Annotated in this window: 15 protein-coding genes; 8 read left to right on the top strand and 7 right to left on the bottom strand. The window is 75.4% G+C overall.

From position 1 onward, the window contains the following. Positions 1-172 precede the first annotated feature (172 nt). The 4 genes from ACZ6EJ_RS09975 (at position 173) to ACZ6EJ_RS09960 (ending at position 6,212) form a co-directional block, all read left to right on the top strand. Positions 173-1,531, top strand: a complete 1,359-nt coding sequence (locus tag ACZ6EJ_RS09975) for an ABC transporter substrate-binding protein (protein WP_469265894.1) — start codon at positions 173-175, stop codon at positions 1,529-1,531. Positions 1,532-1,535: 4 nt separating this feature from the next. After that, positions 1,536-2,909: a carbohydrate ABC transporter permease gene (locus ACZ6EJ_RS09970; protein WP_469265893.1), complete on the top strand. Its 1,374-nt coding sequence runs from the start codon at positions 1,536-1,538 to the stop codon at positions 2,907-2,909. Further along, on the top strand, positions 2,906-3,823 hold the full coding sequence (locus ACZ6EJ_RS09965; protein ID WP_469265891.1) for a carbohydrate ABC transporter permease: 918 nt from the start codon (positions 2,906-2,908) through the stop codon (positions 3,821-3,823). Before ACZ6EJ_RS09970 ends, ACZ6EJ_RS09965 begins: the two co-directional genes overlap by 4 nt. Before the next feature lie 178 nt (positions 3,824-4,001). Next, positions 4,002-6,212: a bifunctional glycosyltransferase/CDP-glycerol:glycerophosphate glycerophosphotransferase gene (locus tag ACZ6EJ_RS09960; protein ID WP_469265890.1), complete on the top strand. Its 2,211-nt coding sequence runs from the start codon at positions 4,002-4,004 to the stop codon at positions 6,210-6,212. A gap of 31 nt (positions 6,213-6,243) precedes the next feature. Here the strand turns inward: ACZ6EJ_RS09960 and ACZ6EJ_RS09955 are convergent, their stop codons facing one another. From ACZ6EJ_RS09955 to ACZ6EJ_RS09930, 6 genes are all read right to left on the bottom strand, one after another. Continuing rightward, positions 6,244-7,386, bottom strand: a complete 1,143-nt coding sequence (locus tag ACZ6EJ_RS09955) for a glycosyltransferase (protein WP_469265889.1) — start codon at positions 7,384-7,386, stop codon at positions 6,244-6,246. Next, complete coding sequence (locus ACZ6EJ_RS09950; protein ID WP_469265887.1) at positions 7,383-10,244, bottom strand: bifunctional glycosyltransferase/CDP-glycerol:glycerophosphate glycerophosphotransferase; 2,862 nt, start codon at positions 10,242-10,244, stop codon at positions 7,383-7,385. Before ACZ6EJ_RS09950 ends, ACZ6EJ_RS09955 begins: the two co-directional genes overlap by 4 nt. Then, a complete protein-coding gene (locus tag ACZ6EJ_RS09945; protein WP_469265885.1) occupies positions 10,241-13,690 on the bottom strand; it encodes a bifunctional glycosyltransferase/CDP-glycerol:glycerophosphate glycerophosphotransferase in 3,450 nt (1,149 codons plus the stop codon). Before ACZ6EJ_RS09945 ends, ACZ6EJ_RS09950 begins: the two co-directional genes overlap by 4 nt. 293 nt (positions 13,691-13,983) lie before the next feature. Continuing rightward, positions 13,984-14,880: a TylF/MycF/NovP-related O-methyltransferase gene (locus ACZ6EJ_RS09940; protein WP_469265883.1), complete on the bottom strand. Its 897-nt coding sequence runs from the start codon at positions 14,878-14,880 to the stop codon at positions 13,984-13,986. A 41-nt stretch (positions 14,881-14,921) separates the two neighbouring features. Next, positions 14,922-15,689, bottom strand: coding sequence for a methyltransferase domain-containing protein (locus ACZ6EJ_RS09935; RefSeq protein WP_469265882.1), 768 nt, complete (start codon positions 15,687-15,689; stop codon positions 14,922-14,924). A gap of 129 nt (positions 15,690-15,818) precedes the next feature. Then, positions 15,819-17,012 (bottom strand): CDP-glycerol glycerophosphotransferase family protein, encoded by a 1,194-nt coding sequence (locus tag ACZ6EJ_RS09930; RefSeq protein ID WP_469265881.1) that lies wholly within the window; start codon positions 17,010-17,012, stop codon positions 15,819-15,821. A gap of 99 nt (positions 17,013-17,111) precedes the next feature. Here ACZ6EJ_RS09930 and ACZ6EJ_RS09925 point away from each other — a divergent pair, with 99 nt between their 5' ends. Both ACZ6EJ_RS09925 and ACZ6EJ_RS09920 read left to right on the top strand, forming a co-directional pair. After that, the gene (locus tag ACZ6EJ_RS09925; protein WP_469265879.1) at positions 17,112-21,371 is read left to right on the top strand and encodes a bifunctional glycosyltransferase/CDP-glycerol:glycerophosphate glycerophosphotransferase; all 4,260 of its coding nucleotides are present in this window, start codon (positions 17,112-17,114) and stop codon (positions 21,369-21,371) included. 105 nt (positions 21,372-21,476) lie between these two features. Next, positions 21,477-22,688 carry a hypothetical protein gene (locus tag ACZ6EJ_RS09920; protein ID WP_469265878.1) on the top strand — a complete coding sequence of 404 codons (1,212 nt, stop codon included), beginning with the start codon at positions 21,477-21,479 and terminating at the stop codon, positions 22,686-22,688. 300 nt (positions 22,689-22,988) lie between these two features. On the opposite strand, the gene ACZ6EJ_RS09915 is transcribed toward ACZ6EJ_RS09920, so the two are convergent. Further along, positions 22,989-23,597, bottom strand: coding sequence for a TetR/AcrR family transcriptional regulator (locus ACZ6EJ_RS09915; protein ID WP_469265876.1), 609 nt, complete (start codon positions 23,595-23,597; stop codon positions 22,989-22,991). 155 nt (positions 23,598-23,752) lie between these two features. Here ACZ6EJ_RS09915 and ACZ6EJ_RS09910 point away from each other — a divergent pair, with 155 nt between their 5' ends. Together ACZ6EJ_RS09910 and ACZ6EJ_RS09905 are read left to right on the top strand one after the other, a co-directional pair. Then, positions 23,753-24,694 (top strand): ABC transporter permease, encoded by a 942-nt coding sequence (locus tag ACZ6EJ_RS09910; protein WP_469265875.1) that lies wholly within the window; start codon positions 23,753-23,755, stop codon positions 24,692-24,694. After that, a complete protein-coding gene (locus ACZ6EJ_RS09905) occupies positions 24,687-25,505 on the top strand; it encodes an ABC transporter ATP-binding protein (protein ID WP_469265874.1) in 819 nt (272 codons plus the stop codon). Before ACZ6EJ_RS09910 ends, ACZ6EJ_RS09905 begins: the two co-directional genes overlap by 8 nt. The last annotated feature ends 79 nt before the right edge of the window (positions 25,506-25,584 follow it).

Raw genomic sequence — 25,584 nt, 5'->3', positions numbered from 1 at the left:
CCGACCTGCGTTTCCACTCTCTGACGCGACGTCACGAGCCCATCACGATCACGGTGTTGGGCACTCCGACGGTATTGCGGGGCCCGTGCGCCGGGCGTAGGACTGTGCGCACGGACGACGATGTCCGGCCACACGCACACGGCCGGGCGCACGGGAAGAGACGGGGGCACGAATGCGCACCACGCTTCGTATACGCAGGGCCGCGATCGCCTTCACGGCGGTCGGCGCTCTGGCGCTCACCGGCTGCGGTGGCGACGGCGGCAAGAAGACCGGGGGCGGTTCCGGGAAGGGCACGGACGCCTCGGCCGCGGTCGAGCTGCCGAAGCTGGACGGCCAGAGCCTCTCGGTGGCCGCGGTCTGGACGGGCCCCGAGCAGGCCAACTTCGACAAGGTGCTGGACGAGTTCGAGAAGCGTACGGGTGCGGAGGTCGCCTTCGTCCCGGCACAGGACCCGATCATCAACTTCCTGGGGACCAAGATCCAGGGTCAGCAGCCGCCGGACGTGGCGATGATCCCGCAGGTCGGGGCCGTGCGGCAGGCGGTCGCCAAGAAGTGGGCCAAGCCGCTGGGCCCCGAGGCGAAGGCCCAGCTCACCAAGAACTACGCGCGGGTCTGGCAGGACCTCGGCGCGGTGGACGGCACCCCGTACGGCGTGTACTTCAAGGCCGCCAACAAGTCGCTGATCTGGTACAACACCGCCGCGTTCGAGAACGCGGGGGTCAGTGAGCCCGCCACCTGGAAGGACTTCCTGGCCACCGCCGAGACCGTCTCCGCCTCCGGGGTCACCCCGGTCTCGGTCGGCGGCGCCGACGGCTGGACCCTCACCGACTGGTTCGAGAACGTCTACCTCTCCGTGGCGGGCCCGGAGAAGTACGACCAGTTGGCCAAGCACGAGATCCCGTGGACGGACCCGTCCGTGAAGGAGGCGCTGACCTCGCTGGCCGAGCTGTTCGGCCGGCCCGAGCTGATCGCGGGCGGGGCGGACGGGGCGCTGCAGACGGAGTTCCCGGCGTCGGTGACCCAGACGTTCACCGGGGGCGACCAGCCCAAGGGGGCCATGGTCTTCGAGGCCGACTTCGTCGCCGCCAGCATCGCGGAGACCGAGGCGGAGATCGGCACGGACGCCAAGGTGTTCCCGTTCCCGGCGGTCGGCTCCGAGGCGCCGGTGGTGACCGGGGGCGACGCGGCGATCGCGCTGAAGGACACCGAGGGCGCGCAGGCCCTGCTGACCTGGCTGGCCTCGGCCGACGCCGCGAGGATCTGGGCCGGGGCGGGCGGGTTCATCTCCCCGAACAAGGGCCTGGACTTCGCCGCGTACCCGAACGACGTGCAGCGCACGATGGCCCGGGCGCTCGTCGAGGCCGGGGACGACGTCCGGTTCGACATGTCCGACCAGGCCCCGCAGTCGTTCGGCGGGACGCCGGGGAAGGGCGAGTGGAAGATCCTCCAGGACTTCCTGAAGAACCCGAAGGACATCGCCGGGGCCCAGGAGCGGCTGGAGTCCGAAGCGGCCAAGGCGTACAAGAGCTGACGCCGTGACGACAGCGACCGCCGGGGGCGCCGAAGCGGCGCCCCCCGCCGACGAGACCCTTCCCCCGCCGCCCCCGAGATCCCGCCGGGGGGCGAAGCGCTCCCGCGGGCTGCTCGCGGCGGCCTTCCTGCTGCCCGCGCTGGTGCTGCTCGGCGCCCTGGTGCTCTACCCCATCGGCTACTCCGTCTACCGGTCGTTCTTCGACCAGGCCGGCACGGGCTTCGCCGGGTTCGACAACTACACCGCCCTGTTCACCGACGACTCCCTGCTCACCGCGGTGAGGAACAACGCGATCTGGATGGTCCTCGCCCCCACGGTCGCCACCGCCCTCGGGCTGATCTTCGCGGTGCTGACCGAGCGGATCCGCTGGGGCACCGCGTTCAAGCTGGTCGTCTTCATGCCGATGGCGATCTCGATGCTGGCCGCCGGCATCATCTTCCGCCTGGTGTACGACCAGGCGCCCGAGCGCGGCGTCGCCAACGCCGTCGCGGTGAGCGTGCACGACACGTTCTCCGCGTCCGCCGGCTATCCGAAGGCGCGCCCGCTGCCGGTGCACCCGCTGAAGGAGGGCGGGGACGGGTCCTTCGTGTCGAAGGAGCCGATCCGGGCGGGCGGGCCGGTGCTCGTGCCGCTGGTCGGCGTGGCCCCGGCCGCAATGCCGGACGAGGCGCGGCCGGCCCGGCCCGCCCCGACGGCGTCCGGGGACGGCATCGCCGGCACGGCCTGGCTGGACTTCACCCGCGGCGGCGGCGGAAGGCCCAACGCCGTGGACGCGCGGGAGCTGGGCCTGTCGGGCCTGACGGTCGAGGCGGTTCGGGACGGCGAGGTCGTCGCCACGGCGAAAGCCGCCGCGGACGGCTCCTTCACCCTGCCCGCCTCGGCGAAGGGGGCCCTGCTGCGCCTTCCCGCAGACAACTTCCGCGAGCCGTACAACGGCGTCGACTGGCTCGGCCCGTCCCTGGTGACGCCCGGCATCATCGGCAGCTACGTGTGGATGTGGGCCGGGTTCGCCATGGTGCTGATCGCCGCCGGGCTGGCCGGGCTGCCGCGCGAGCTCCTGGAGGCGGCCAGGGTGGACGGCGCCAACGAGTGGCAGGTGTTCCGCCGGATCACCGTCCCGCTGCTGGCCCCGGTCCTCGCGGTGGTCCTGGTGACGCTGATGATCAACGTGTTGAAGGTCTTCGACCTGGTGTTCATCATCGCGCCCGGCTCCTCCCAGGACGACGCGAACGTGCTGGCGCTCCAGTTGTACCGGTCCTCGTTCGGCACGGACGCGGACCTCGGGATCGGCAGCGCCATCGCGGTGCTCCTGCTGCTGCTGGTGCTGCCGGTGATGCTGGTCAACATCCGGCGCATCCGGAAGGAGGGACGCCGATGAGCACGCGTGAACCGGCCCCGCACAGGGCCCGAGCGCGGCGCGCCGCCGAGCCGGCCGGGTCCGGCCGCTCCCTCGCCGCGCGCGTCGCCGAGCGGGCGGGCGGCGGGGCGATGCGGGTCTTCCTGGTCCTGGTGGCCCTGTTCTGGCTGATGCCGACGATCGGCCTGCTGCTCTCCTCGCTCCGCGATCCGCAGGACATCGCGGCGACCGGGTGGTGGAAGGTCCTCGCCGCCCCCTCGGAGCTGACGCTCGAGAACTACCAGCGCCTGCTGGACAACACGACGATCACCGGCTCGCTCATGAGCACCGTCATGATCACCGTGCCGTCCACCGTGCTGGTCGTGGTGCTCGGCTCGCTCGCCGGATACGCCTTCGCCTGGATGGAGTTCCCCGGCCGCGACGGGTGGTTCCTGCTGGTCGTCGGGTTGTTGGTGGTGCCGGTGCAGGTCGCGCTGATCCCGGTCTCCGAACTCTTCGGCACGATCGGCATCTTCGAGACGACGCTCGGGGTGGTGCTCTTCCACACGGCCTTCGGCCTGCCGTTCGCCGTCTTCCTGCTGCGGAACTTCTTCGCGGAGATCCCGCGCGAACTGCTGGAGGCCGCCCGGCTCGACGGGGCGGGCGAGATCCGCCTCTTCACACGGGTCGTGCTGCCGCTGGGCGGTCCGGCCATCGCCTCCCTGGGGATCTTCCAGTTCCTGTGGGTGTGGAACGACATGCTGGTCGCGCTGGTCTTCGCGGACTCCGGCTCGCCGCCGATCACCGTGGCCCTGCAGCAGCAGGTACGCCAGTTCGGCAACAACATCGACGTCCTCGCGCCCGGCGCGTTCGTCTCGATGGTGATCCCGCTGGCGGTGTTCTTCGCCTTCCAGCGGCAGTTCGTCAACGGCGTCATGGCCGGGGCCGTCAAGTAGCCCGACCCGTACGGGCGTACGGCTGTGCGACTGTGCGTCGATCGGGTGCGGCCCGGTCCCTCCGGGGCCGGGCCGCTCCCGCGCGGGCGTCCCCCGAATGCCACGCCTGCCGTAACCCTGTCATTCCATCCGACGTTTGCGGGCCACCTGGTTCCCGCGAACGACCCATGGATGTGTAGTGCCCCGGTTCACCGTCATCGTGCCCGCATTCCGGGTCCAGGCGTATCTGCACGCGTGTCTGGACTCCGTGCTGAGCCAGTCCTTCGAGGACTACGAGGTCATCGTGGTCGACGACGGCTCCCCCGACGCCTGCGGGCCGATCGCGGACGAGTACGCCCGCCGGGACCCCCGCGTCACCGCCCTCCACCTGCCGCGCAACACCGGCCTCGGGCCGGCCCGCAACGCCGGGATGGGCCGCGCCGCCGGCGACTACCTGATCTTCCTGGACGGCGACGACACCCTCGTGCCGGACGCGCTCCAGGCCATCGCCGACCGGATCGGGGCGACCGGCGAACCGGACGTCCTGATGTACGACTACGCCCGCACCTACTGGTCCGGCCGCAGCGTGCGCAACGTCCTGGCGGCCCACCTCGACGAGAGCGGCCCCGCGCGCTTCCGGCTCACCGACCGCCCCGAGCTGCTGCGCCTCCTCATGGTCGCCTGGAACAAGGCGTACCGCCGCGCGTTCGTCCGGGCCGAGGGCTTCACCTTCCCGCCCGGCTACTACGAGGACACCCCCTGGACCTACCCGGTGCTGATGTCCGCCGGGTCGATCGCGGTGCTGGACGCGGTCTGCGTCTCCTACCGCCAGCGGCGGCGCGGCAACATCCTCTCCACCACCAGCGAGCGGCACTTCGACGTCTTCGACCAGTACGACCGGGTCTTCGCGTTCATCGACTCCCGGCCCGAACTCGCCCTGTGGCGGCCGGTGATGTTCCGCCGGATGCTCGACCACTACGCGGCCCTGTTCGCCTCCCGCGACCGGCTGCCGCCGCGCAGCCGCGCCGCGTTCTTCCGCCGGGCCGCCGCCTCCTGCCGCCGCCACCGCACCCCCGGCGCCCCGGTCCCCCGCCGCACGCGGCTGCGGCACGGACTCATGCGGCTCGGCGCGCGGCGCACCTACCGCACGCTCTCGGACGTCCAGCGCCTCGCGGAGCGGCTGCGCCGGGGGGCGGCGGCGGCGCGCCGGGCGGTGCGGGGCGCGGCGCTGCGGGCGCACTACCGCCTCCAGAGGCGCCTGCCGCTGCGCCCCCGCGACGCGGTGTTCGCCGCCGGGGGCCGCTCGGGCCACCCGGCCGCGATCGAGGCGAAGGCCCGCGAGCTGGTGCCGGGGCTGCGGACCGTCTGGATCAGCCGCCCCGCCGACGCCCGGACGCTGCCGCCGGGCGCCCGGCACGTCGCGCCGGGCACCTTCGCGTACGGGACGGCGCTGGCCCGCTCCGCGTACCTGGTGGCCGACGGCCCCTTCGACCGCCGGCTGGTCAAGCGGCGCGGCCAGACCGTGCTCCAGACCCACGACGGCACGCCGCTCAGGACCGTGGGCGCCGATCTCCTGGACCGGCCCGCGGCCGCCGGCGGCACGGACTTCGAGCAGGTGCTGCGCTCCGTCGACACCTGGGACTTCGCCCTCTCGGCCAACCCGTACGCCACCCTCGTACAGGAGCGGGCCTACCCCTCCGCGTACACGACGCTGGAGTACGGCTCACCGCGCAGCGACGCCTACCACCGCGCCGGTCCGGAGGAGGTGGCCCGGCTGCGGGAGGCGCTGGGCGTCCCGGCGGGCAGCACGGCCCTGCTGTACGCCCCGGTCCCCCGCGACTACCGGCGCGTCCAGCGGCCCGGCCTGGATTTGGAGCGGCTGGTACGGGCGCTGGGGCCGCGGTTCGTCGTCCTGGCCCGCACGCCCCGGCCCGCCGCCGGCCCGTGCCGCCCCGCCCCGCACCCCGGCGTCATCGACGTCAGCGGGCACCCGTCCGTCGAGGCGCTGGCCCTCGCCTCGGACGCGCTGATCACGGACTACGCGTCGCTGATGTTCGACTACGTCGGCCTGGACCGGCCGGTGGTGCTGCACCTGGACGACGCCGAGGCGTACGAGGCGGTGCGCGGCACGTACTTCGACATCGCGTCGTTCCCGCCCGGCGTCGTCGCGCGCAGCCAGGACGAGCTGGTCGACGTCCTCGTCACGGACCACTGGCGAGGCGCCCGCTCCGCGCACCTGCGCGCCGCGTTCCGGGAACGCTTCTGCCCGTACGACGACGGGCACGTCGCCGAGCGCGTGGTGCGCCGGGTCTTCCTCGGCGAGACGGCCGGGGCGCCGCTGCCCGCGCCGCGCCGGACGCCCGAGCCCCGGCCGGCGCGGGAGCAGGCCGGGGCCCGGCTCACCGGCTGACCGGCGCCGGGCCCCGGTGCGGGCGGGGCCCTCAGCGCTCCAGGAGGGCGAACAGCTCCTCCCAGCGGCCCATGATCTCCGACTCGGAGAACCGCTGGACCCCGGCGCGGGCCCGCTCGCCCAGCGCGTCGCGCAGTTGGGGGTCGCCGGTCAGCCGCAGCAGCCGGTCCGCGAGGGCGGTGACGTCCCCGGCGGGGGCCAGCAGCCCGTCCTCCCCGTCCCGGACGATCTCGCGGACGCCCGGCGCGCAGTCGAAGGCCGCGCAGGGCACCCCGGAGGCCATCGCCTCCAGCAGCGCGAGCGGGAAGCCCTCGCCGCGCGAGGACTGGACGAAGACGGAGGCGTCCGCGAGCGCCTTCTCCACGTCGTCGGTGCGCCCCATCCACCGCACCGAGCCGTCGAGGCCGAGGGCGGTGCACCGGGCCTTCAGCGCGGCCTCGTCCTCGCCCGCCCCGTAGACGCGCAGCAGCCAGTCCGGGCGCCGGGGGGCGACCAGGGCCCAGGTGTCCAGGAGCAGGTCGACGCCCTTCTGGTCGCTGAGCCGGCCGATGCTGGCGACGGTCCGCCGGGTGCGCGGGGAGGGCACGGCGGGGAGGCGGGCGAGGGCGTTGGGCAGGAAGCCGACGTTGTCCATGCCCTCTCCGGCCCACAGGTCGGCGTCCTCCTCGGTGAGGACGAGCCAGTGGTCGAGGTCCCGGTAGTGGTTCCTGATCCAGCGGTGGCGGTGGCTCGCGCGGGAGTAGGCGTACGACTCGTGGCTCATCCCGATGACCCGCATCCCCGTGGTGTCGGCCTGGCCGACCCACTCCATGGCCCAGACCTGGGTGACGAGGACCACCGCGCCGGGGCGGGCGGCGGCGAAGATCTCCGAGAGCCGTGCGACCGCCCGCCGCTTGGCCGCCGCGCGGGCCGCCTCCCGGCGGCGGGTCGGGAGGCGGAGGCGGTCCCGCAGGTTGCCGGGCGTCCAGGGGGTCGGCGGGTGGGCCGGGTAGAGGGCGGTGACGGGGTGGCCGGGGTGCTCGGGCAGCGCCATCTTCAGGTCGGAGGCGTGGATGCCGACGACGTGGACCCGGTGGCCGTGCTCGGTGAAGAGGCGGGCGGTCTGGTGGGTCCAGGCGGTGACGCCGCCGAGTTCGTCGGTGCTGTTGGAGACGATGAAGACGTCGCGGCTCATCGGCCGGTCCCCCGGTGCTGGTCGGTGTGGCGGGTGAAGACGGCGTCGACGACGGCGCGGGCCGCGTCGCCCCGGTCGTAGTCCCCGAACTCCTCGGCGAAGGCGCGGCGCCGCTCGGCGTGGTCCAGGTCGGACTGCTTCAACTGCTCGATCTCGACGAAGAGTTCGTCCTGCGTGGCGGTCACCGGCCCCGGCGCCTTCTCCCGCAGGTCGAAGTAGCTGCCCCGTTCGGCCGCGTAGGCGTCGAGGTCGGGGGCGTACAGCACGACGGGCCGGTCGAGGAGCGCGAAGTCGAACATGATGGAGGAGTAGTCGGTGATCAACACATCCGTCACGGTGAGGAGTTCGCTGACGTCGTGGTGGCGCGAGACGTCCAGGACGGTGCCGGGGGGGCAGGGGGGCAGCTTGGCGGACTCCAGGTAGTGCGCCCGGACGAGCAGGGTGTGGGTGTCTCCGAAGCGCCGGGCGAACTCCTGCACGTCCAGCAGGAGTCGGCGCGCGCGCCGCTTGCCGGGGCCGCCGCGGAAGGTCGGCGCGTACAGGACCGTCCGGCGGTGGTCGTCCAGCCCGAGCCGTGCGGCGAGCGGCGGGCGCGGCAGCCGCCCTCGGGTCTCGGCGCGGACGCGTTCCGCGATCAGGGCGTCGTTGCGCGGGTAGCCGGTGCGCAGCAGGCGCTCCTCGGGCAGCCGGTAGGCGCGGGCGAGGGTGGCCACGTCGTGCTCGGAGCGGACCAGGAAGTGGTCGAAGCGGTGCACGGCCCGCTGGAGCCGTTCGCGCGGCGGGGCGTTCTGGAGGCGTACGCGCGTCTCGTCGAAGCCCATCCGCTTGTACGCCGACCCGTGCCAGGTCTGGAGGTACGTGGTGTGGGCGGGCTTGCGCAGGAGCTGGGGGAAGCCCTGGTTGTCGACCCAGTACTCGGCGCGGGCCAGCGCCCACAGGTACCGCCAGGACCAGCGGCGCACCAGGCGGGCGTCGGTGGGGAAGCCGGCCGGGGAGCCGTCGTGGGACCAGGTGCTGTGCAGCTCCAGGCCCTGGCGGCGGATCTCCTCGTGCAGGGCGCGCGGGCTGTCGCCGTAGCAGGCGCCCATGTGGCTCTCGAAGACGACGGAGCCCCGCCGGACGGGGAGCCGGAGGAGCCAGGTGTTGTACGCGTGGGCCTTGAAGCCGCGGGAGCGGTAGCGGTCCAGCCGCCCGCGTACGGCGCGGGCCAGGCGCTCGGCCGCGCGGGCGGGGCGGGAGCGCGTGGCGTGGCGGACCAGGCGGTGGGCGGCGCGGGCCGGGCGGCGGCGGGCGGCGAGCCGGAGCGCGAGGTGGTCCTTGAGGGTGATGTAGGGCTCCCAGGTGTCCCCGGCGAGCCGCCCGAGCCGGGGCCGGGCGCGCAGCCGCCCCGCGTCGGCGGTGAGGTCCCGCGGGGCGAACAGGTCGCTGACGCAGGCGGGTGCGCCGGGGCCGCCGCCCCGCAGGGTCAGCCGCGCGTCCCACGCGGTGTCGCGGACGCCGAGGGGGCGCACGAGGCGGGTGACGTCGGCGCGCGCCCGCCAGGTGATCCCGGTCCCGTCGTGCCGCACCTCCGCGACCGGGAACGCGACGGCGCGCGCCCCGCCGCGGGCGCGGAACTCCAGGGTGGCGGCCAGGGGCGTGTCCGGGCCGGGTCCGCTGTGGCCGGGGAGCACGAGGCGCCCTTCGAGCAGCAGGCGGCCGTCCTCGACGGTGCAGCGGGTGAGCCGGTTCATCAGCCGCCCCTCGCCGAACGGCCGGTAGTGGTGGCCCAGTTCGGTGATGTCGACGCCCGCCGGGCCGTCCTGACCCGGCCCGTCCGGGCGGCCCCACCAGATCCGCCCGCCGGGGCCCTCGGTGAGGGGCGCGCACACGGTGGCGGGCCGGCTCAGCGCGTACGCCGCCGCCAGGATCTCCTCCGCGTCGCCCCGGCCGAGCGCGGTCGCCGCGACCCGTTCGAGCGGCGGCAGGTCGGGCGGGACGGGGGCGGTCAGGGCGCGGGCGGCGTCGGCGGCGACCCGCTCGCGGGTGGCGGCGGGCAGCCGGGGGAACGAGCGGGCGAGCGGCACGAGGTGGTCGCGGGCGAAGGCCCGCTCCCGCGCGTCGCGCAGGCCGGGCAGGTGGTGGGCGAGGACGGTGTCGGTCACCCGGCGGTGGGCCTCGGCCAGGGCGGCGAGGTCGCGGGCCCGGTCGGGGGCGGGCCGGCCGGACACGATCAGCCGGCGGACCAGGGCGATCCGGCCGACCGCCACGGCGGCGAGCGGGCCGAACAGGATCTCGCCGCGGGCCAGGTCCTCCGGATACCGCAGCCCGTGCCGCCGGACCGCCTCGCGGCGCAGGGCGAACCCGGACACCAGGGCGTCGTGGACGACGAGCGGGGGGGCCTCGGTGAAGCGGGCCAGGATGCGGGAGCGGGCGTACAGCTCGGGCTGCCAGGACGGCTCCCGCGCCTTGCCGCCCTCGTCCGCCGCCCAGCTCCAGCGGCCGGCGATCAGGTCGGCGCGGCTGCGCTCGCCCGCCTGCCAGAGGGTGCGGCAGGCGTGCCGCTGGAGGCGTTCGCCCGGTGCGAGCGCCAGGACGTACCGGCCCCGCGCCGCGTCCAGGCCCGCGTTGCGCAGGGCTCCGGTGGTGCGGGCGGCCGGGTCGGCGTGGACCAGGCGGACCCGGTCGGGGGCGTCGTCGGCCAGGGAGCGGGCGGCGGCGCGGGTGGCCGTGTCGGCGTCGGCGGCGAGGACGACGACGGCCTCGGCGGCGCGCAGGGACTGGCCGAGCACGGAGGCGGCGCAGGCGCGCAGGGCGTCGGCCGGGCGGTCGCCGCCGTCCGCGCCGCCCGCCGTGATCAGGCAGCTCAGGTCGCTCATGCCTGCTCCTCCTGGAGCATCCGGTCGGCGACGCGCGCCGACGCGGTCCCGTCGTCGAGGTCGCAGAACGCCTCCCGGAACCGCGCGTACGCCTCCCGGTGCCCGGCGGTGGCGGCCTCCGGGTCGCGCAGGGCGGCCACGACGCCGGCGGAGTCGGGGATCAGCGGGCCGGGCGCGCCGCGTTCGAAGTCGAAGCTGAAGCCGCGCAGGGTGTCGCGGTAGTGCGCCAGGTCGTGGGTGTGGAAGAGCATCGGGCGGCCGGTCTGCGCGAAGTCGAACATGATCGAGGAGTAGTCGGTGACCAGGACGTCGCTGACGAGCAGCAGTTCGGCGGCGTCGGGGTGGCGCGAGACGTCGCGGACGAAGTCCGTGTCCGGGACGCTGCCGCCGACCAGGTAGTGGCGGCGCACCAGCAGGACGTGGTCCCCGCCCAGGACCTCGCGGGCGTGTTCCAGGTCGAGGCGGAGGTCGAGGCCGTAGCGCCCGCTCCGCTTGGGCTGGTCCTCGCGCCAGGTGGGGGCGTACAGGATCACGCGCCGGCCCTCGGGGATTCCCAGCCGCTCGCGCACCTCGGCGGCGGCCTTCTCCCGGTCGGGGGCGTGGAGCAGGTCGTTGCGCGGGTAGCCGCACTCCAGCACCGCGCCGGTGTGGCCGAAGGCGCGGCGCAGGACGGGCGTGGAGAAGCCGTTCGGCGAGACGAGCACGCTCCACTGGGCGGCCCGCCGCTCCAGGGAGGCCATGTACGCGGTGTCGGCGTGCGGGGTGCCCGCGAGGTCGCGGCCGATCCGCTTGAGCGGGGTGCCGTGCCAGGTCTGGACGACGTACTGGCCCTCGGCCCGCTCGAACCACTCGGGGAGCTGGGTGTTGGTGACGATCCACCGGCTGCGGGCCAGGGCCTCGTACCACTGGGCGCTGTGCAGGGCGACGGGGCGGACGCCCTCGGGCACGGCGGCCTGCTGGTCGCGCACCACCCACAGGTGTTCGACGCCCAGCTCCGACAGGGCTTCGCGGGAGGCGAGTTCGCGGTGCAGGGCGCGGGGCGAGTCGGAGTACTGCCGTCCGTCGAAGCTGGAGTACAGGACGGCCGGGCGCAGTTCACCGGCGGCGCGCAGCAGCGCGTAGCGCTCGCGCTGCGTCCGCTGCCCGTACGCTCCGCGCTCGGTGACGGGCAGGGCGCTGCCGGACTCCAGGACGAGCCGGTCGTGGTGGCGGCGTTGGAGGGTGAACGCGCGCCCGCCCGTGCTCCACGTCCGCGGCAGGGCTCCGTGCAGGCCGGTGCCGATGCGCAGCGGCCGGTACGCCTCGGGGTCCCGCTCGCCCGGCTCGCGCAGGAACGGGTACCAGCGCCCCTCGGCGAGCGGCAGCGGGCCGCCCGGACCGGCCACGGCGGCGGGCGCGATCACGGCGCGGAAGCCGGGCCCCTCCCCCCGCTCCAGGCCGAGGACGGCCTCCTCGTGGTGGCCGCCGTGGCGCAGGACCACCTCGTGGTCCGCGCCGGTCGGTTCGGGGAACTCCCCGGTCAGGAGCAGCGCTTCGCCGTCCTCGGTCCAGGTCGCGGAGGTGACGACGGGCTGCACGGCGCGGTCGGTGAGCACCAGGTCGCCGGAGGGGTTGGGGGCCGCGAACAGCTCGCGCCCACCGGGCAGCCGGTAGCGCCCGGCCTCGCCGTCGGTCCGCGCGGCCACCGTCAACGTGCGCTCCAGGCCCACAAGTTGGACGCCCCAGACGCTGTCCTCGCCCCGGAAGGCGCTGAGCGGGATGTCCGCCGTCCGCGCACCCGGCGAGCCGCGCAGGGCGAACTCCCGCCGTTCCTTGGTGTGCCACTCGGTGATCCGCAGGGCGACGGGCCCGGCCCCGTCGAAGACCTTCACCTCCAGGCGCACCGCCTCCCCGACCGCCGACTGCCCGGTCAGGACGGCGGCGACGCGCTCGGCGCGCAGCTCCAGCTTGTTCCCGGACAGGACGGGCACGACACGGGTCCGCTCGCCGGTGTACGTCGCGGCGGGCGGGGCGGGCGTGCCGAGGAGCCGCACGGGGCCCCGGCGCGGCCGGCCCGCGCCGACGACGACGGCCTCCAGCTTCCAGGTGGTGCGCCGGGCCCGGCCGCGGGCCACGAGTCCGCGCGGGTCGACGACGGCCTCGAACCCGGCCCGCTCGTAGCGGTGCAGCGAGCGGCCGGAGCGGGCGGTGGCCTCGTCGCCGGGGACGGGGCGGGTGCGCAGCGGGACGATCCGCTTCCCGGCGCGCAGCCATCCCAGCCGCACCCGGCTGCCCGGTACGTTGCGGACGTAGGCGTAACCGCTCAGGTGCAGCAGCCCCGCGCGCCACACGGCCTCGGTGAGGTGGGCGTGGACGGGCAGGTCGGCGGAGCGCAGCCTGGTCGCGGCGGGCGGCAGCGGGGTGCGTACGGCGGGGTGGCGGGCGTGGGGGCGCAGCAGTCCGCGGACGTGGAAGGCGTCCCGGTCCTGCCGCTCGTCGGCGAGCAGGGCGAGGAGTTCGGACAGCCGGCGTTCGCGGATCAGCGCCCACTTGACCCGCAGGTGCAGGGGCAGACCGGCCAGGACGGCGGGTTCGACGGTGGCGGCGAAGGCGCCCGCGTGGTCCAGGAACGCCTCGTGGAACTCCGCGTCGCCGTCCAGGAGTGCCTCGATGAACAGCCACAGGTCCCCGGAGAGGGCGTGGGCGTCGTAGCGGCGCTTGGCCTCGGTCATCCCGCGGGCGGCCAGGAAGCGGCTGACCGCGGTGACGGCGGCCGCCCGGTCCTGGATGCCTCGGGGCACGGCCCGCCGGGTGGTGATGGAGCCGTCCCGGTCGCGCCAGTGGTAGACGGGCTCGTCGACGACGTCGACCGAGCGGGCCAGGAAGTGGGCGGGCAGGACGACGGGGATGTCCTCGTACAGCACCCCGGTCGGGAAGGCGAAGGCGTGCTGGTCCCAGAAGGAGCGGCGGAAGACCTTGTTGCAGGCGATGCGGTCGCCGAGCAGGAGCCAGTCGCGGGTGACGTGGGTGGCCGACCGGGTCTTCGCCATCGGCTTGCGGAACATCGGGGACTGCTCCAACTCGCCGCCGGCGCGCAGCCTGAGCACGTTGCCGGTGGCGAAGTCGGAGCCGGAGCGCTCCAGTTCGGCGATCATGCGGGCGTACGCGCCGGGCGGGACGACGTCGTCGCTGTCGACGAACGTCAGGAACTCCGCGTCGGGGTCGGCCTCGCGGACCCCGGCGTTGCGGGCCGCGCCGAGTCCGGCGTTCTCCTGCCGGATCAGCCGGAACCGGGTGTCCCGCTCGGTGAACCGCTGGGCCAGCAGGGGCCCGTCGTCCGTGGAGCCGTCGTCGACGAGGACGACTTCCAGGTCCGGCATGGTCTGTTCGGCGAGCGAGGTCAGGCAGGCACCGAGGTAGTCCTCGACGTTGTAGAGGGGGACGACGACGGTGAGACGGGGGGCCATCGCGGCGCACGATCCTTCCGGCGGACGGGATCAGGGGACAGGGGCGTCACGCGACGGGTGCGTCACGGGACGGGGAGCGACACGGCGGCGCGGGCGGGCCGTCGGGGGCCGCGGCGGCTCCGGGGCGCTCGGAGTACACGGGGTACAACCCGCGCCGGGGGCGCGGGTCACCCGAGGGGGTCCGTTCGGGTGACGCCGGGGGCGCCGCTCCGCGTCCGCCGGCGTGCCGGTGACGCGGTCGAGCCCCGTACCGTCCGGGGCACGGGGCTCGGTGGTGCCGCGAGCGGGGCGCGTCAGGGCTTGACGGCGATCCGGCCCTCGTCCATGCGGAGCAGCAGCAGCCGCTCGCCGGTCTTGTCGAGGAACTCGTCGACCGCCTGCCGCGAGCCCTGCCAGTAGCCGTAGTCGTCGATCAGGAGGACGCCGCCGCTGACCAACCGCGCGTACAGGTGCTCCAGTTCGTGCTGGGTGGAGGCGTACCAGTCGGTGTCCAGGCGCAGGATCGCGATCTGCTCGGGGGCCTGCGCGGGGACGGTGTCCTCGACCCGCCCCCGTACGTAGTGGACGCGCTCCTCGGGGTACGGCACCTGCGCGAAGCCCGCCTTGACGTCCTCCAGGGAGGCGACCGCCCAGATCGGGCGGTCCTTGCCCTGGGCGTCCAGCAGCTCCTGGGCCGGGCGGCCGTCGCGCCGCAGGTCCTCGGCGGTGGGCGGCGTCATGCCCTCGTACGTGTCGAAGAGGTACAGCTCGCGCCCTGTCTCGCCGGCGGACAGCAGGGTCCGGGCGCAGGCCTGCATCGATCCGCCGCGCCAGACGCCGCACTCGACGATGTCACCGGGGATGTCGTGCCGGACGATGTGGCGGGTGGCGAGGATGAGGGCGTTGAGCCGCTCCGGGGAGGTCATCGTGTACGGCTTGACCGCGCGGATGACCTCCTTCGCCTCGTCGTCGTAGTCCGCCGGGAAGGCGAGGGCCGGCTTCGGGGCCTTCGGCTTCGGCTTCGGCTTCGGGGCGGGCGCGGCGGGTACGGGCGCGGAGGGCGGCGCGGCCGGGGCGGGGTCGGCCGGGGCCGTGCGGGCGGCGGGCACCGTGACGCGCCTGAGCTGGTATCCGGTGAGCTGCTGAAGGACGCCGTTGACGGCGTTGCGCCAAGCCATGCTGCGGGACAGTACGCGCGGTTTGCGCCGCATGTCACCTTTCGTCAACCTGGCATTGATCCCGTCGCGCCCGCTCACGCCCCGGCGCCCGACTCCGCGCGCGCGGGCTCCTGTCCGGGCGCCGGAGACTGCCCCGGTACGGGGGCGGGCGCGGGCCTGCCGCACCGCTCGCGCCCGTCCACCGGGCGGGGCAGCGGGACGCCGTCCACCCCGCCGACCCGGTTCGCCCACCACACCGCCAGCTCCCGCACCGCGAACATCGTCAGGCGGGGGTAGCGGATCGGCTTGCGGAAGACGCCCACGGAGTCGCCCCAGTAGGCGGCCTTCGCGTCGATGGAGCGGTAGTCGTGCCAGATGCCCTTGCGCGGCGGGAAGTCGGTGTAGGCCTCGCGCAGTTCGAGGCGGGAATGGGCGGCCAGGGCACGGAACCCGTCCGGGTAGTAGCGCCAGCAGTCCTGGGCGTCGTGCACGTGGCCGCGCGAGGGGGCGGTGACGAAGGCGTGGCCGCCGGGCTTGAGGACGCGGGCGATCTCCAGCATCGTCGCCCAGAAGAACGGGATGTGCTCGAACGCCTGCCCCGACAGCACGACGTCGGCGCTGCCGGAGCGGGCGGGGATGCGGTACGGCTTCGCCATCACCGCGTCCACGTTGGGGCCGTCCTGGACGTCGACCCCGTAGTAGTCGACGGGGAGCCCGGCGAGCAGGGCGCGGTGGGTGCGGGTCTGCCGGCCGGAGACGCGGGAGCCGAGGTCGACGACCCGGTACCGGCCGCTCGCGGGCCCCTCGGCGGGCAGGTACTCCTGGACGCAGAGTTCCATCTGCTCGTAGGCGGACCGGTGCATGGACGTCTCCCAACATGGCGGTGCGAGTGAGCTGTCGGGCACAACGACCGCACGGGGGCGAGGGATCGGTGGCGGCGTCCTCCCTGGGCCATTCGGGTGGCCGCCGCGGCTTCCGTCCGGACCGCCCCGTCATCCCGCCGGGTCGAAGAACCGCCGTACGACGCGTTCCGCCGCGCGCCCGTCGTCGTACGGGCAGAACCGCTCCCGGAACGCCGTGCGCAGCGCGGTCGTTCGCGGGGAGCGCCAGGCCCCGGACCGGAAGACCTCGGCCAGCTCGCGGGGGGTGGTGGCGACGGCGCCGGGGGTGTCGCCGGGGCGGCCGGAGAGCAGGTCGATGTAGGCGCCGCGTGCGGCACGGTAGGCCGGCCAGTCGGGGGCGTAGGTGACGATCGGGCGGTCCAGGCAGGCGTAGTCGAAGGTCAGGGACGAGTAGTCGCCGATCAACGCGTCCGAGGCCAGGCACAGTTCCTCGACGCGGGGATGGGCGGTGACGTCGACGACCCGCCCGTCCCGCGTCCCCTCGATCCGGGCGGTCCGGCCGTAGAAGTAGTGCGCGCGCACCAAAAGGACGTACCGCGGCCCGAGTTCCCGGAGAAGTGCCCGCGGGTCGAGGTCGGGCGTGAAGCCGGGGCGGTCGTCGCGGTGGGTCGGGGCGTACAGCAGGACGGTCCGGTCCCCGGCGACGCCCAGCGCTTCCCGCGCCCGGCGGACGTCCTCGGGGGTGGCGGTGAAGTAGGCGTCGTTGCGCGGGTATCCGAGGTTCAGGTGCTCGTAGGGGCGGGCGGACGAGGACGGGTAGACGCGGTCCCAGACCCCGGTGCTGTGCGGGTTGGAGGAGAGGCTGAAGTCCCACTGGCGGACGTGGGCGAGGATCTTGTCGAAGTCCGTCTTCCGGGCCAGGGCCGGGTAGGCGCGCTGGTCCAGGCCCATGGTCTTCAGCGGGGTCCCGTGGTGCGTCTGGAGGTAGCGCTGTCCGGGGCGTTTGGTGAAGCCGCCGGGAAAACTGGAGTTGTTGACCAGGTACGTGGCGGTGGCCATGGCCCGCCAGTAGGGGCGCGACCCCTCGATGACGTACGGCACGCCCGGCTCCATCCGGTCGCGGTGGCGGGAGGAGACGACCCACACGCCCCGGATGTGCGGGACCAGTTCACGGGCCTTGGCGTGGATGGCGGCCGGGTTGCAGGCGACGCCCCGGTTCCAGTACGCCCCGTAGACCGCGAGGCGGGGGTCGAGGGGGCGGGCGAGGTCGGCGCGGTAGGCGGCCCGCATCGCCTGGCGGCGGACGGCCCGCTTCACGGACGCGAGGAACGCACGGGGCGGCATGGCAGCCGAGCGTAGCCCCGGCGCGTCCCGCCCCGCCCCGCGTTCACCCGTTCGGGTAGGCGCCGGTGACCGCGTGACCCGCACCCTGTTGACCAGGACATGAAGCCACTGCTCAGCGTCGTCGTCCCGGTCCACAACGTCGAGGCGCATCTCGCGGACTGCCTGCGCTCGGTGGCGGAGCAGACCCTCGCCGCGATCGAGGTCGTCCTCGTCGACGACGGCTCGACGGACGGCAGCGCCCGCATCGCGGCGGAGTTCGCCGCGCGGGACCCCCGGTTCCGGCTGGTCCGGCAGCGCAACGCCGGGCTCAGCGCCGCCCGCAACACCGGCGTCCGGCACACCACCGCCGCCGTCCCCTACCTGGCCTTCGCGGACAGCGACGACATCGTGGTCCACGACGCGTACGAGCGGATGACGGCCTCGCTGGAGTCGACCGGATCCGACCTGGCGACCGGCAACGTGTGGCGGCTGACCGAGCACGGGCGGCGCCAGGCGTGGCAGTACCGCTGGCTGACCGCCTCCCGGCCGCGCACCCACATCACCCGCGACCCGCGCCTGCTGGCCGACCGGGTGGCGTGGAACAAGGTGTTCCGGCGGTCCTTCTGGGACGGGCACGCCTTCGCCTTCCCCGAGGGCAGGCTGTACGAGGACACCCCGGTGATGATCCCCGCGCACTATCTCGCCGGCTCGGTCGACGTCCTGCACGAGCACGTCTACTACTGGCGGGTGCGGGAGGGCTCGATCACCCGGCGGCGCACGGACGTCAGGGGCGTCGTGGACAGGATCGCCGCGTGCGAGCGGGTCAGCGCGTTCCTGGGGGCCCGCGACGCGGAGCAGCGGCGGGCGTACGACGCCTCCTGCCTGCGCGACGACTTCGGCTACTTCCTGGACGGCCTGCCGATGGGCGGCGAGGCGTACCGCACGGCCTTCCTGGAGGGGGCGGGGGCCTTCGTCGACCGGGCGGGGGCCGACGTGCTGAAGGGGCTGCCGGTGGAGCTGCGCGTCAAGTGGTCCCTGGTGCGGGAGCGGCGGCTGGAGGAGTTGCTGGCGGTGCTCGCCTTCGAACGCGCCAACGGCGTGGGCGCGTTCGCCGTCGAGGGCCCGCCGGGGCGGCGGCGCGCGGTCTACCCCGGCGTACGCGGGGCGAGCGCCCGGCTCGTGCGTACGGACGTCCCGGCCGTGGCCCGGCTGCTGGAGGCGCGCTGGGGCGCGGACGGGAAGCTGCGCCTGCGCGGGTACGCGTACCTGCGCAACCTGCCCGCCGCCTCAGCGCGGCAGCAGCTCCGGGTGGGGGTGGTGCGGGAGGCCGGGGGCCGGCGGATGCGGGCGGTGCCCGTACGGCCGGTGCGCACGCCGGAGGCGACGGTCGACTCGGGCCAGGAGCTGCACGGTTACGACCACGCGGGGTTCGAGCTGGTCCTCGACCCGGACCGGCTGCCCGGCGCGGCGGACGGCGGTTGGCTGGTCGGCCTGGTGATCGCGGGGCGCGGGACGGTCCGGCGGGTGGCGGTACGCGCCCTGGACGCGGGCGCGGACCAGCCGCTCGTGCACGACCTGGGCGACGGGCGGCGTGCGGTGCTCGACCACCGGTCCGGCCGCCTGCGCCTGACCCTCACCCGGCTCCCGGCACGTGCGGAGGCGCACCGGACGGTGGGGGCGGGGCAGAGCGACGGGGCTGGGCCGGGTGAGGGGCTGGGCTTGGAGCTGGCGGGGCGGCTTTTCGGCGGGGTCCGGCCCACGGCCCTGCTGCTGACACGGGACGGGGCGGAGGAGTACGCGTTTCCGGTGGTACGGGGAGCGGGGGCGGCGCTTGCGGGCGGAGCGGGGGCGGCTGGTGCGATGGGCGAGGCTGGTGGGGCTGGTGGGGCTGGTGTGACGGACGAGGCCGGTACGGCTGGTGCGACGGACGGGGCCGGAGCGGCGGGCGCGGGCTCCGTGAGTGCGGGCTCGGTGAGTGGGGGCTCCGTGAGTGCGGGCTCGGTGAGTGGGGGCGGTGCGACGGACGGGGCCGGAGCGGCGGGCGCGGGCTCGGTGAGTGCGGGCTCGGTGAGTGGGGGCGGTGCGACGGGCGGGGCCGACGCGACGGACAGGGCCGGTGCGGGCGGGACTGGTGTGACGGACGGGGCCGGGGCGGCGGGCGCGGGCTCGCTGGGTGGGGCCGGTGAGGCGGAGGGGGCTGACAGGGCCGGCGCGGGCGCGGCTGGTGGGGGCGAGGCGTTCACGGTGCGCGTGCCGCTCGCCGAACTCGCCGCCGTGCCCCCGGCCCCGCGCCGGGCTCCCCGCGAGGTCGCGGCGGAGCACGGGGCGCGGTGGCGGGCCCGGCTGCTCCTGCCGGACGGCTCCCGCATCCCCCTGCCCGCCGCCCCGGACCTGCCGCCGCCCGCCCGCGCGGACGCGGCGGGCCACCTGGTCCTGGACCTGGCGGACCTGCCGGTCGTGACCCACGTGGAGCGCACGGCGGAGGGGAGCGTGCGCGTCTCGGGGACGTACGGCGGCTGGGGACGGGACGGCGGGGAGGCGGCCAGCGGAGCCGAAGCCGCGTCACCCCTAGACGGGTCGGGGACCGACGCGGCACCGGACCGAGCCGGGGCGAGCGACGCGCCGAGCGGGTCCGAAACCGCGTCCCCGAGCGGCGGGTCGGGGACCGACGCTGTGCCGAGCGGGACCGGAGCCCGTACGGCGCACGAGTCCGGAGCCGCGTCGCCGGCGGGCAGCTCCCGAGCCGACGCCGCGCCGAGCGGGTTCGGGGCTGACGCGGCAAGCGCGACCGGAGCCGCTCCGGCGCACCGGTCCGAAGCCGCGTCACCGGCACCCGAGGCCGACGAGCGCACGCGCCCGCCCGGCGCGGAAGCGCACGCCGCCGCGTCCGCCCCGCGCCCCGGCGCATCCGCCGCCGTCCCCCTGCTCCTGCACCACGAGGTGCTGCACGAGACGCTGCCGGTCGCGGAGGTCTCCGTGGACCGGGCGGCGGGGCGGTTCTCGGCGGTGATCGGCCCGCCGCTTCCCGAGGGCCGCTGGGGCGTCCGGCTGGACGGCCGCCCCGTGCGGGTCCTCACCTCGGTGGCCGCGCGCCTGCCCTGCGGGGACGGCGGGCTCCGGGTGGAGCGGCGGCACGGCGACCGGCTGACCGTGGTCGCGGCGCCGGAGCCGCCCGCCGCCGGGCGCAGTGCGTACGGCAGGCGGCTCCTGCGCGCCTCGCACTACCGCGCCCGGCGCACCGCCCTCCCGCTCCGCGAGACGGTCCTGTACGCGGGCGGCGACTCCCCGCGCGCCGTCCACGCCGAGCTGGTGCGCCGGGGCACGGACACCGAGCACCTGTGGGTCACCGGCACCGCGCCGGGACGCACCACCCGCGTCCCGTCCGGCGCGCGGGCCGTCCCCGTGCACAGCCCGGCCTGGTACGAGGCGCTGGCGCGCTCCCGCCGGATCGTCACCGACGAGCAGTTGCCCGTGTGGTTCGAGCGGCGACCGGGGCAGACCGTCGTGCAGACCTGGCACGGGACGCCGCTCGGCCGCTTCGGCGCCGGACTGGCGGACACCCTGTACGCCGACCACCAGCACCTCGCCACTCTGCCGCACCGGTCGGCCCAATGGTCGGTGCTGGTCTCCCCGAGCCGCTTCGCCACCCCCTGGCTGCGCCGGTCGCTCGGGTACGAGGGCGAGGTGCTGGAAGCCGGTTCGCCCGCCAACGACGTGCTGCTCTCCCCGGACCGGGAGAAGACGGCCGACCGGCTCCGCCGCGAACTGGGGCTCCCCGCGGACCACCGCGTCGTGCTCCACGCGCCGACCTACCGCGCCCACCTGGCCCACCCCCCGGCCGCGTCGCCCGACCGCACGGCCCCCGGCCCGTACCGCTGGGACCCGGCGCTCGACCCGCACGCCCTCGCGCGGGCGCTCGGCCCCGGCCACACCGTGCTCGTGCGCCGGCACCCGCGGGTCACCGGCGGGCCCCACGCAGGGCCCGGCGTGCTCGACGTGTCGCACCACCCGCGGGCGGCCGAGCTGCTCCTGGTCGCCGACGTCCTGGTGACCGACTACGCGGGGCTGGTGTTCGACTTCGCCCTGACGGGCCGCCCGATGCTCTTCCACGCCCACGACCTGGCGCACTACCGCGACACGGTGCGGGGTTTCTGCCTGGACTTCGAGGCGCGGGCGCCGGGACCGCTGCTGGCCACGGCGGACGAGGTGGCGCGGGCGCTGCGGGACGCCGACGCCCTGGCGGCCCGGCACGCCGAGGCGTACGCGGGCTTCCGCCGCGACTACTGCGACCTCGACGACGGCGGGGCGGCGGCGCGGGTCGCGGACCGCCTCCTCGCGGACGGGCCCCCGCCCGAGGACCCCCCGTCCGGGGCGGCATGAGGGTCCGCCGGGCCCGAAGCCGCCCGCACGGAACACCCGCATCCGGAAATCCCCCGGACGAGTGGCGGCCGGGAGACCGGGGCCCGCGCACGGAACCCATCAGGCGTGCCCCTCTCCTCCACGACCTCCGCCCCGTCCGACCTCCCGCCCGCCGCCGCGACCGATGACGAGGCGCCGGGCCGACCGCCCCTGTGGCTGCCGTCGCCCTACCTCCTGCTGGGCGGTCTGGTGTGGGCGGTGCTGTCGGCCGCCGCCTGGCGGGTCCCGCTCTGCTGCGACGCCGGGTTGCAGGCGGCGGTCGTCGAACGGCTGCGGGCGGACCTGCTGCACCCGGCGTTCCCGATGACCGACCTGCCCGCCGAGGGGAGCGCGCACTACTCCCCGTACGCCCTCGTCCAGGGGTTGCTCGCCCGCGCCACCGGGCTCTCCGGGCCCTCCGTCGTCGCGTTGGCCGCCTCGGCGAACCTGCTGCTCCTGCTCACCGGCATCGGCCGCATCACCCGCCTGCTGACCCCGAACCGCTGGGTCCCGGTCCTGGTGCTGGCGCCGCTGGCCCTGGTCCACTGGGCGGACCCGGCCCGGTGGAGCGCGCCGAGCACGTGCGCGGTCGCGGTCACGCTGCACCTGTGGGTGTGGACCGGTCGCGCGGTCGCCCGCTCCCCGCGCCCCGGAGCCCTCCGGCCGGGCCGGGCGCCCCGGTGGGCCGACGCGGCCGGGATCGGGGCGCTGCTCGGGCTCGTCCTGCTGGTGCACCCGCCGACCGCGCTCGGCGCGGCGCTGGGGTGCCTCGCCCTGATCGCGGTGCGGCAGCGGACCCGCATCCGGCCGACCGTGCGGCGGTGGGCGTGCGCCGTCGCGTGCGCGGCGGCGGTGGCGGCGCTGTGGCCGTACTACAACGGGTTCACCGCCCCGCGCACCCCGTCCGACGCGCGGGCGGCCGAGCCGTCGCGGGCGCCGGGGGCACGGGCGACCGGGGAGCCGTACACCTGGGCGACGGCGTACGTCCCGGCGGGCGAGGTGGTCCTGACGGACAGCCGCCCGGCGATGTACGCGTTGGCAGCGCACGGGGCGTACGTCCTCGCCGACGCGCTCCCGGACGCGGGGCTCGCGCCTACGGAGCGCGGCGCGCGGAGCCGGGCGGTCGCCGCCTACCTCGACGCGGCGAGCCCGCAGGCCGAACGGGACGCGATCACGGCCCGGTACGGGGTGCGGTGGCTGCTGCTGACCCGCTTCCAGCGGCTCCCCGAGAACGCGACGGTCCTGACGTTCGGCCCGCGCACCGGCGAGGTGCTGGCGCGCGTGCCGGCGGCCGGCTGACCACGCCCCCGGCGCGTACGCGGGCGCGCGCACTCCCCGGCCCACACCGGCGCACCGCGCACGACCCACGCACCACCCGCGCCCGCGCGCACCTCCACCAGCACGCGCCGACCGCCACCCGCGCCCCTGCCGGCGCGCGCCGCCCACGTACGCCCGCGCCCGCACGCCCGTACCAGCACGCCCCGCACCCGTACGTACCGACTACCGGCGCACCGCGCACGACCCACGCACCAACCGCGCCCGCGCGCACCTCCACCAGCGCGCCGGTAGCCACCCGCCCGCGCGCACGCCCGCGTCCCCTCAGCCGTGTCGGAGGGCGGCGACGGCCGAGGCGGCCAGGTCGTCCAGGTAGCCCGGCGGGAGGGCGCCGCGGACCACGACCAGGCGCCAGTAGAGCGGGCCGACGATCAGGTCGAGCGCCCGGTCCGGGTCGCTGCCCTCGGGCAGCTCGCCCCGTGCCACCGCCTCCCGCACGACGACGGCCGCGACGCCCTGGTGCTGGTCCAGCAGGGCGGCCTTGATCGCCTCGGAGATCTCCGGGTTGCGGGCCGCCTCCACCAGCAGGTCCGGGATGACCTGCGAGGCCACCGGGTGGCGCAGGGCGTACGCGGCCAACTCCAGGACGGCGCGGACGTCCCCGTACAGCGAGCCGGTGGCGGGGGCGGGCATCCCCTGCGCGGCGACGGCCGCGACCAGGTCGAGGACGAGCGCCAGCTTGGACTTCCAGCGGCGGTAGACGGCGGTCTTGCCCACCCCGGCCCGCCGCGCGATGCCCTCGATGGACATCCGGGCGAACCCCACCGCGGCGAGCTCCTCGAAGACGGCGGCGCGGATGGCGTCCGTCACGTCCTCGCGCAGGACGGCGGCGCCTGCGGGGGCGCGGCGGCGGGTTCCCCGTTCGGTGGTCATGGCGTCCATGGTAGACGGCCGGGACGGAACGGTTGCGTTGCGACGTGGAAGCGTCCTACTCTCGGCGTCACGACGATACGGTCCCGTCCCAACGAGGGCGTCCCTGCGGGACCGTGTCGTTCCCCCCTCTCCCGCCTGCGTCGAAAGCGATCGTGGTGAGCCAGACAGCAGCCCCGCCGCCCCCGGTGGACACAGCCCCTCCCGACCACTCCGCGCCCGTTCACGCGCCCGGCGAGCTGGCCGCGCTGGCCGCCCGGCACGGCCTGACGGTCAGCGGGGCCCGGCCGCCCCTCGGCGCGTACGTCCGGCAGCTCTGGGGGCGCCGGCACTTCATCACGGCGTTCGCCACCGCCAAGCTGACCGCCCAGTACAGCCAGGCCAAGCTCGGCCAGCTCTGGCAGGTCATGACGCCGCTGCTCAACGCGACGGTCTACTACTTCATCTTCGGCGTGCTGATGAACACCAAGCACGGGGTGGAGGACTTCGTCCCGTTCCTGGTCACCGGGGTGTTCATCTGGACCTTCACCAGCAGTTCGATCACCGCGGGCACCCGTGCCATCAGCGGCAACATCGGGCTGGTGCGGGCGCTGCACTTCCCGCGCGCCTCGCTGCCGGTGGCGCTGGCGCTCCAGCAGTTGCAGCAGTTGCTGTTCTCGATGGGGGCGCTGCTCCTGATCCTGCTGGCGTTCGGCCAGTACCCGCGGCCGGCCTGGCTGCTGGCGGTCCCGGCCCTGGCGCTCCAGGCGGTGTTCAACACCGGCGTGTCGATGGCCGTCGCCCGGCTGACCGCGCGCACCCCGGACATCGCCCAGCTCATGCCGTTCGTCCTGCGCACCTGGATGTACTCCTCCGGCGTCATGTGGAGCCTGGAGAACCTGCTGAAGGGGGACCGGGTCCCGCACGCGGTGATGGTGGCGCTGGAGTACAACCCGGCGGCCGTCTACATCGACCTCATGCGGTACGCCCTGATCGACAGCTTCACCGGGGCCCACCTGCCGTCCCACGTGTGGGCGGTCGCGGCGGGCTGGGCGCTGCTGTGCGGGGTGGCCGGATTCGTGTACTTCTGGAAGGCCGAGGAGACGTACGGACGTGGCTGAGACCCTGACCTCCCCCCGCGCCGCCGCCGCGCACGGCGAGCGCGTCCCCACCGTCGTCGTGGACGACGTGCACATCACGTACACGGTCCACGGCGCCCGTACCGGCCGGGGCAGCGCGACCTCGGCGCTCAGCCGGCTCGTCTCCCGGCGCACGCACCCCGGCGCCCGCAAGGTGCACGCCGTCAAGGGCGTCAGCTTCGCCGCGTACAAGGGCGAGGCGATCGGCCTCATCGGCTCCAACGGCTCCGGCAAGTCCACGCTGCTCAAGGCGATCGCGGGCCTGCTCCCGCCGACCCGCGGCCACGTCCACACCCAGGGCCAGCCCTCGCTGCTCGGGGTGAACGCGGCGCTGATGGGCGACCTGACCGGCGAGCGCAACGTGGTGCTCGGCGGGCTCGCGATGGGCATGACGCGCGAGCAGATCCGGGCGCGCTACGACGAGATCGTCGACTTCTCCGGCATCAACGAGAAGGGCGACTTCATCTCCCTGCCGATGCGCACCTACTCCTCGGGCATGGGCGCCCGGCTCCGCTTCTCCATCGCGGCCGCCAAGAGCCACGACGTCCTCCTGATCGACGAGGCGCTGTCCACGGGCGACGCGGCGTTCCAGCGCCGCAGCAAGGACCGCATCAAGGAGCTGCGCGCCGAGGCCGGCACGGTCTTCCTGGTCAGCCACAGCAACAGGTCGATCACCGAGACCTGCGACCGTGCCCTGTGGCTGGAGGCGGGCGCCCTGCGCATGGACGGCCCGGCCAAGGACGTGGTGGCGGCGTACGAGGCGCACTGCGCGTCCGCCCCGCCCCGGAGGTGAGCGCCTGACCCGCGCCCGCCGGTACGTCGGAGGGGGCCGGCGCCTGTGACAGGCGCCGGCGCCCTCCGACGTACCCCTG

This window comes from Streptomyces sp. NPDC041970 (assembly GCF_055588985.1).
The sequence above is the reverse complement of the archived record's forward strand: the minus strand, read 5'-3'. Positions and strand labels throughout refer to the sequence as shown.